The organism is Meiothermus sp. QL-1 (assembly GCF_003351145.1).
Classification (GTDB): Bacteria; Deinococcota; Deinococci; order Deinococcales; family Thermaceae; genus Meiothermus.
In genome coordinates this window covers 514,450-521,863 of sequence record NZ_QQSV01000001.1, presented here as the reverse complement: position 1 = coordinate 521,863, position 7,414 = coordinate 514,450, and the positions used below count along the sequence as shown (strand labels likewise).

Genomic DNA, 7,414 nt, shown 5'->3' with positions numbered 1-7,414 from the left:
CCCCGGTTTGGCCCGCCTGGGGGAAGGTGAACGAGTCGTACCGGCCCTTCCCCTTGAAGCGGGGGTAGCCGGGCTTCTCCCCTGCCCTGACCCGGCGGAAGAAGCCCTGGAAAGCTCGGTCTGCCCGCTCGATGACGTTCTGCAACACCTGGGAGTGGATGCTTTTGTACTCCGGCAGCTCGGTGCGTATCTCGGGCAACCACCGCTTCTGCGCGTGGAAGCCCACCGTCTTCCGGGCCTTCTTCCAGGCTTCTCTACGCTCCTGCAGGGCCGCGTTGTAGAGCTGGCGGCACAGCGCGAGGGTGCGCTCCAGGTCTTTGGCCTGGGGCTTGGTGGGGTAGAGGCGGTACTTGAAGGCTTTACGCATCGTCGTCCTGGTATTTGCGCTGGGACTCGATGTAGCGCTGGATGGTCTGGGCTGAGATGTTCCCAGCGCTGCCCACGTAGAAGGAGGGCGTCCACAAATGACCGCCGCCCTTGCCCCGCCGTCTCAGGATGCGCGAGGGGGCCCACCTGGGCGGCACGGAGAGGAACAGATGCACGTGGTCGGGCATGACCTCCATGCCCAAAACTGTCCAGTCCCTCATCGAGCAGGTCTCCCGGAATACCGGCATCAACCTTTCCCGCACCGCGCCACGCTCTTCAGGTACATGCACATGGTACCGCAAAACGACCGCCCACCATGCTATGGGCTCCTTCGGAGCACGTGGAGGAGTCCATGTATCCCCGGTTTGAAAACCGGGGGATTATAGCTCCCCCACACCCCCTCTTTTCTCTAAAGACCAGCAAGCACCGGGCACCCAAGAGGTTCAAGGAACTGCAAGGCTCCCGACCCTTGTGGCTCCGGAAGACAACCGTTACGCCCAACGTTACCCCGCTTTCATGGGTCAAAAATGCGATGGCAAAGGCACGCGCTCTTCTGAAAAATGCCCCGAAGATGCCGTTCCAAAGGCCATGGAAGCGCTTTTTTAGAGTGAACCATTATGTTTTGCGCAAAGTGCTATGCTGTAGTCGCCGGGGTTATCCGGCAGGTTCCTTGAAAACAGGTTTCTTCGATTCTTATCGCAACATGCGAATGCGAAAAATCTAAAAGCGCGACTTTGTAAGCATCCATCGTAAAAAAGCGCGCTTTTTTTGGAGTTATCCACAGGTTGCCTGTGGATAATCAGCAGCTCTCATAAAACCCCCCTCTGGGGGTGCTGTACAGGACGGCATTTAACGGGGTATGCTGTTGCAAACAAATAGCCCCGCAAGGGGATTGCAACTCGCCCCACTCCTCCTCGCGCATGATGGGCCCCACGCCGGGTTGCAAACAAATAGCCCCGCAAGGGGATTGCAACCCCATGGTGCTCGCGCAGGGCCTGCTCTATCTCGGTTTTACTGTTGCAAACAAATAGCCCCGCAAGGGGATTGCAACCCTCGTGCGCCTTTTCCGTCAGTCCCATCCTCATCACCTCCGTTGCAAACAAATAGCCCCGCAAGGGGATTGCAACCCAAAAGCGTTCCGCCCGGGCTGAACCCGTTCACGGAGTTGCAAACAAATAGCCCCGCAAGGGGATTGCAACCCGCCGATGCGCTCAAGGCTTTGGACGAACTTGTCCGAAAGCGTTGCAAACAAATAGCCCCGCAAGGGGATTGCAACAACGGCCATTTTAAGGCGCTCTAATACTTCGTAAGCTTTAGTTGCAAACAAATAGCCCCGCAAGGGGATTGCAACTTTTCTGGTAGGACGACCACGTACCTAACCATTTTCTCCTCCCGTTGCAAACAAATAGCCCCGCAAGGGGATTGCAACACGTCCTCTATCTGCTCCCGGCTCACCACGCTTCGATTGGTTGCAAACAAATAGCCCCGCAAGGGGATTGCAACGCGGACACTGAGCCCTAGCGCCGGGAGAGAATGCCAGCCAGGTTGCAAACAAATAGCCCCGCAAGGGGATTGCAACAAACGGCTTCCTGAAGAGCTTCCAGTACCTGGGTATAGCTGTTGCAAACAAATAGCCCCGCAAGGGGATTGCAACTTTTTCCCCTTCTCAGAAGGGGAGGTCTTCTCGCTTCTCGGTTGCAAACAAATAGCCCCGCAAGGGGATTGCAACCCGTCTACCGTGCCCTCATATACCATTCTGCCGTTCTGGTTGCAAACAAATAGCCCCGCAAGGGGATTGCAACCTCGGAAGAGGATCGCAAGTGGCTGGCCCGCACCCTGGGTGTTGCAAACAAATAGCCCCGCAAGGGGATTGCAACCTGGCCATGCACATCGCCATGACCAACCCCCGCTACGTAAGTTGCAAACAAATAGCCCCGCAAGGGGATTGTCGTGAAAGCAGGTCCTGGTTACCCATCCGCCAGGGGCTGGGCGTATCCACCACCCGATGGATTGACAAGGAGAGCGACGTATTCACGCTAATGTGATGCCCCTCCCCTTCAAATGGGTTTTTCTGGGGATAATCTGAAGACGGGATGAGCCAGCTATCTGAAGCCTCGGTGCTCGAGGCGTTGAAAACTGTAAAAGACCCCGAGCTCAACCAAGACCTGATCTCCTTGGGCATGGTGGAACGGGTGGAGGTGAGGGAGGAAAAGGTATCGGTCAAGATAAACCTAACCACCCCCGCCTGCCCCCTGAAGGAGAAGATTGAGGGGGACGTGCGCAGTGCTCTGGAGCAGCTCGGGGCCAGGCAGGTGGAGGTGCAATTCGGCGCCCAGGTGCGCGCACCGCACAACCTGCCCCTCCCCGGCATCAAGCACATTGTGGCCATCGCCTCGGGCAAGGGGGGCGTAGGCAAGAGCACCGTAGCGGCCAATCTGGCTGTGGCGCTAGCCCAGGAGGGGGCCCAGGTAGGCCTGCTGGACGCGGACATCTACGGGCCCAGCCAGGCCCAGATGCTGGGGCTGCAAAACGAGCGCATCCGGGTAGACGAGCAAAAGCGCATGCTGCCCCTCGACCGCTACGGCATCAGGCTGGTTAGCATGGCCAACATCGCCCCCCCAGGCCAGGCCATGGTCTGGCGAGGGCCCATCCTGCACGGGGCGCTGCGGCAGTTCCTGCAGGAGGTGGCCTGGGGCGAGCTCGACTACCTGCTCATCGACCTCCCCCCAGGCACCGGCGATGTGCAGCTATCCCTGTCCCAGCTTACCCGGCTCTCCGGCGGGGTTATCGTCACCACCCCGCAGCCCGTAGCCTGCATCGACGCCGAGCGGGCGCTGGACATGTTCAGGCGGGTCCAGGTGGAGGTGCTGGGCATCGTTGAGAACATGGCCTACTTCGAGCAGAACGGCCAGCGCACCTACATCTTCGGCCAGGGCGGGGGCCGCCGGATGGCCGAGCAGCACAAGACCGCCTTTTTGGGCGAGATCCCGCTAGCCCTTTCGGTGCGGGAGGGAGGGGATAACGGGGTGCCCGTGGTGGTGAGCCACCCCACCGCTCCCGAGGCCGAGGCCTTCCGCCAGGTAGCGCGCAACCTGGCCGGGCGTCTTTCCGTGCAAGCCCAGCTTCTACTGCCGATGGCATAGGGTTTATGGCGCTAGGGTTGGGGGAAACCAAACTGCGCATTCTGGAGACCTTACGGGTGCGCTCGAGCTGCGCAGGCTCACTGGCCGAATCGCTCGGCATCTCCAAGGTAGCGGTCCACCGACACCTGGAGGACCTGGAGCGGGAGGGACTGGTTCGCTCCAGGCTGGAAAAGCCCGAGGGCCGAGGACGCCCCAAACAGGTCTACGAGGCGGTGGACGAGCAGGCCCCCTACGCCCGCATGTGCGCTGAGGTGCTCGCCCACCTCAAGGAGCTTTTCGGCGCCGGAATGGTGCTGGAGGTGCTGGTCCAGCGCAACGAAAAGCTTCTGAAGGAGCTGGCCCCTCATCTGGATGGCCTGAGCCTGGAGCAGAAAATCTACCGCCTGGCCGAATTCCTCACCCAGCGTGGTTACCAGGCCCAGTTCCACTTCGAAAATGGAGCCTGGTACCTGGTGCAGGCCCGCTGCCCCAAGCTGGCCCTCTCCCTCGAGCACCCCGAGCTTTGCCAGGCCGAGCTGGAAATGTACCAGAAGCTCCTGCAGGTGCCCCTGGTGCGGGAGGAGCGCATCGCTGCGGGAGGCCGGTGCTGCCGCTACCGTATCGAGCCTGGTGGTTCCTGATAATCTATTATCATCTAGCCGGGGCCTGCCTTTGCTATGCTAAAAGGCATGGAACGCTCCACCCGGCAACGGCAGGCCATCCGGGAGGTGCTCTCCGAACTAAACCGTCCCCTCTCTCCCGCCGAGGTCCTGGAGGCGGCCCGCCGCAAGGTGCCGGGCCTGGGCATTGCCACCGTCTACCGCACCCTCAAGGGCCTCCTGGCCGAGGGCAGCGCGGTCATGGTCGAGCTGCCCGGAGAACCGCCCCGCTACGAGCTGGCGGGTAAGAAACACCACCACCATTTTCGCTGCACCCGCTGCGGCAAGGTCTTCGAGCTGGAAGGCTGCCCGGGCGACCTCTCCGACATGGTTCCCGCTGGATTCCGCGCTGAGCGACACGAGATTGTGCTCTACGGCGCCTGCACCGAGTGCCACTAGGGCCGTAGCCACCGCATCAGCTCGGCCTCGCTAATCTCGCCCAGGTGTCGGTTCAGGAGACGGCCCTGGGCATCGTAAAAAAGTGTCACCGGCAACCCCTGGAGCCGCAACGGCTCGCTCAGGCGGGCCTGGGGGTCGAAAAGCAGGTTGGGAATCTTCAAGCCCAGCTCCGCCTCGAAGGCCTCCACCGCCACCGGACCATCGCTGACGTTGAGGAAAACAAAGGTGTGGTCGGGGTGGCTCTGGGCCGCCCGCAGCAAAAGGGGCATCTCCCGCCGGCAGGGGCCGCACCAGGTGGCCCAGGCGTTGAGCACCAGCGGCTTGCCCAGGTAATCGGTCAGGTTAACCCGGCGGCCGTCCCGGGCCTCGAGGGTAAAGGAGGGAAGGGTCTCCACCCCTGGGGAGCCCCGGGGTTGGAGCAGCAACCAGCCCAGGAGCAGCGCCAGCGGTACCCACCAAAGCCAACCCCTCATCGGCCTAAGTTTAGGGCTTTTGGGACCCAAATTTAGCAAGTTGGCTTACCAGGGGTAACCTATGGGCATGCGCGTCCACCTGGTAGCCGTGCAGGCCGAGCTAAAACCCGAGGTCTACACCCAGCCCGAAGCTTTCCGGGCTTATGTGCTCGAGCTCACCCAAAAGGCTACCCAGGGCCTCCCCGAAGGCGAGCCCCGGCTGGTGGCCTTCCCTGAGCTTTTTGCCCTGCCGCTTCTTTTTTGGCTGGAGACCTCCCCAGCGGTCCAGCAAGCCCCCACCAGCCTGCAGGCCGCGTTGCGTCTTCTGAAAGAGCAAGGGCCGCGGGCCCTCAGGTTCGCTGCACTGGGGCCAGCGGCCTTCTACCACCTCCGCGCGCGCCAGGTGTGGCCCCTGTACCAGCAGGTCTTCGCCGAGGCCGCGCGAAGGAGCCGGGCCTACCTGGTGGCGGGCAGCCTCTTCAGCCCGCTGCTGGACTCAGAGCCTGGGCGGGGGCTTCACCCCCAACACCGCCAGGTCCACAACCTGCTGCTCTTCTTCTCGCCAGAAGGAAGCATCCTGGGGCGCATTCCCAAGGTACACCTGACCGCAGCCGAGCGAAGGGCCTTCCTAAATCGGGGCCCGGGCGGGCGGCAGGTAGTCCAGACCCGGCTGGGCCGGGTAGCCGTCCTCATCTGCCTGGACGCCTTCCACGACGACCTGGTCGAGCAGGCCGACGCAGCGGGGGCCTGGCTTCTGGTGCAGCCCTCAGCCAACCCGGCCCGGTGGACAGGCCCCTGGAGCCACGACCCCCGCCAGGTGGAGGGGGAGGTCTGGCTGCGGGAGGGGCTGGCGAAGAAGCTCCTGCAGCGCGAGAACCTGCGCTACGGCCTCAACCCCATGCTGAACGGCCGCTTCTACGAGCTCTACTTCGAGGGGCAAAGCGGCGTCTACCAAGCGGGCGGGGCGCTGGCCCTGGCCGAGCAAGCGATGGGCACCGAGTTCGTGCGGGCCGCGGTGGAAGCCCCTCCCCCCGGCTAGGCCTGAACCGGCTCCCCTACCTCTGCCAGCCAGGCCCGGAAGCGCTCCAGCCCGCGCCGGTACATGCGTGTCCGGCGCTCGCTCTTTTTGCCCGGCCCCTCGTCGGCGGGCACCAGCCCCCAGTTGGCGTTCATGGGCTGGAAGTTTTCCGGGTTGGCCCGGGCCAGGTAGCGCACCAGGCCGCCCAGCATGCTCTCCTCCGGGGGCAGGGTGGGGACCAGCCCCAGGGCCAGCCGGGCCGCGTTGAGCCCGGCTAGAAAGCCCGTGGCCGCCGACTCCAGGTAGCCCTCCACCCCTACCAGCACCCCCGCCACCAGAACATGGGGGTAGGCGCGGAACTGCAAAGTGGGCTCGATCAGTCGAGGGGCGCAGAGGTAGGTGTTGCGGTGCATCACCCCGTAGCGCACAATCTCGGCCTTTTCCAGGCCCGGGATGCTCTGGACCAAGAGCTTCTGGTCGCCCCACTTGAGGCCGGTCTGGAAGCCCACCAGGCTCCACATCCGCCCGGCCGGGTCCTCGGCCCTGAGCTGCACCACCGCGTAGGGCTCCTTGCCGGTGCGGGGGTCGGGGAGGCCCACCGGCTTCATGGGGCCAAAGCGAGGGGTGTGGTAGCCACGGCGGGCCAGCTCCTCGATGGGCATGCAGCCCTCGAAGAACTCGAGCCGCTCCCAGTCGTGCGGGGTGTGCTTGCGGGCCTGGGTGAGCACCTCGTAGAAGCGGCGGTACTCCTCCTCATTCAAAGGGCAGTTCAGGTAGTCGGCGCTCTGGCCATAGCGGCCTGCCCGGTACGCCACGCTCAGGTCGATGCTCTCCCCCAGCACCACCGGCGCTGCGGCATCGTAGAAGCTTAGGAAATGGGGCCCCAGCAGGGCCCGCAGGTGCTCCGCCAGGGCATCGCTGGTCAGGGGACCGGTGGCCAAGACCACGACCCCCTCGGGCAGCTCGGTGACCTCCTGGCGCACCACCTCCACCTGGGGGTGGGCCTCCAGCGTCCGGGTGACCTCGGCGGAAAAGCCCTCCCGCTCCACCGCCAGCGCCCCCCCTGCCGGTACCCGGTGCCGGTCGGCCGCCCGCAGGATGAGCGAACCCGCCGCCCGAAGCTCGGCCTGCAGCAGCCCCTTGGCGTTGGTCTCCCCCTCGCCTCCAAGGCTGTTGGAGCAGACCAGCTCGGCAAACTGAGGGGTGTGGTGGGCCGGGGTCATGCGGTAAGGCCGCATCTCGTAGAGGCGGACCCGCAGGCCCAGGCGGGCCAGGGTATACGCCGCCTCGCTGCCGGCCAGCCCAGCGCCAATCACGTGCACCGCGTTCATCCCCTTAGTGTAACCGAGGCTGTAGCCCTTGCCCACAAGGTTGTGGCAGAATTTACGTACCGCACAA

At 63.8% G+C, this 7,414-nt stretch carries 8 protein-coding genes and 1 CRISPR repeat array; of the genes, 4 read left to right on the top strand and 4 right to left on the bottom strand.

The annotated features are described in order from the left end of the window. Both DV704_RS02640 and DV704_RS02635 read right to left on the bottom strand, forming a co-directional pair. Nucleotides 1-367 (bottom strand): helix-turn-helix domain-containing protein (locus DV704_RS02640; RefSeq protein ID WP_147279581.1); only part of this gene is annotated, 367 nt, incomplete at its 3' end. Beyond that, the gene (locus DV704_RS02635) at nucleotides 360-629 is read right to left on the bottom strand and encodes a transposase (RefSeq protein WP_369910851.1); all 270 of its coding nucleotides are present in this window, start codon (nucleotides 627-629) and stop codon (nucleotides 360-362) included. The genes DV704_RS02635 and DV704_RS02640, both read right to left, overlap by 8 nt. Before the next feature lie 601 nt (nucleotides 630-1,230). Then, nucleotides 1,231-2,318: a CRISPR direct-repeat array (repeat unit 35 nt; unit sequence GTTGCAAACAAATAGCCCCGCAAGGGGATTGCAAC). Nucleotides 2,319-2,459: 141 nt separating this feature from the next. Between DV704_RS02635 and DV704_RS02630 the strand changes: the two genes are divergently transcribed. The 3 genes from DV704_RS02630 to DV704_RS02620 are packed head-to-tail and all read left to right on the top strand — an operon-like array spanning nucleotide 2,460 to nucleotide 4,546. Then, complete coding sequence (locus DV704_RS02630) at nucleotides 2,460-3,509, top strand: Mrp/NBP35 family ATP-binding protein (protein ID WP_114797977.1); 1,050 nt, start codon at nucleotides 2,460-2,462, stop codon at nucleotides 3,507-3,509. Nucleotides 3,510-3,514: 5 nt separating this feature from the next. Then, nucleotides 3,515-4,129, top strand: coding sequence for a metalloregulator ArsR/SmtB family transcription factor (locus DV704_RS02625; protein WP_114797976.1), 615 nt, complete (start codon nucleotides 3,515-3,517; stop codon nucleotides 4,127-4,129). A gap of 48 nt (nucleotides 4,130-4,177) precedes the next feature. Next, nucleotides 4,178-4,546: a Fur family transcriptional regulator gene (locus tag DV704_RS02620; protein WP_114797975.1), complete on the top strand. Its 369-nt coding sequence runs from the start codon at nucleotides 4,178-4,180 to the stop codon at nucleotides 4,544-4,546. Here DV704_RS02620 and DV704_RS02615 read toward each other — a convergent pair. After that, nucleotides 4,543-5,019: a TlpA disulfide reductase family protein gene (locus DV704_RS02615; protein WP_114797974.1), complete on the bottom strand. Its 477-nt coding sequence runs from the start codon at nucleotides 5,017-5,019 to the stop codon at nucleotides 4,543-4,545. The genes DV704_RS02620 and DV704_RS02615 overlap by 4 nt on opposite strands. A 67-nt stretch (nucleotides 5,020-5,086) precedes the next feature. Between DV704_RS02615 and DV704_RS02610 the strand changes: the two genes are divergently transcribed. Next, entirely contained in the window at nucleotides 5,087-6,037 is a 951-nt protein-coding gene (locus DV704_RS02610; RefSeq protein ID WP_114797973.1) for a nitrilase-related carbon-nitrogen hydrolase, read from the top strand. Here the strand turns inward: DV704_RS02610 and trmFO are convergent. Next, nucleotides 6,034-7,383, bottom strand: coding sequence for a methylenetetrahydrofolate--tRNA-(uracil(54)-C(5))-methyltransferase (FADH(2)-oxidizing) TrmFO (trmFO, locus tag DV704_RS02605; RefSeq protein ID WP_369910848.1), 1,350 nt, complete (start codon nucleotides 7,381-7,383; stop codon nucleotides 6,034-6,036). The two genes, DV704_RS02610 and trmFO, sit on opposite strands and share 4 nt — an antisense overlap. Nucleotides 7,384-7,414: the final 31 nt, after the last annotated feature.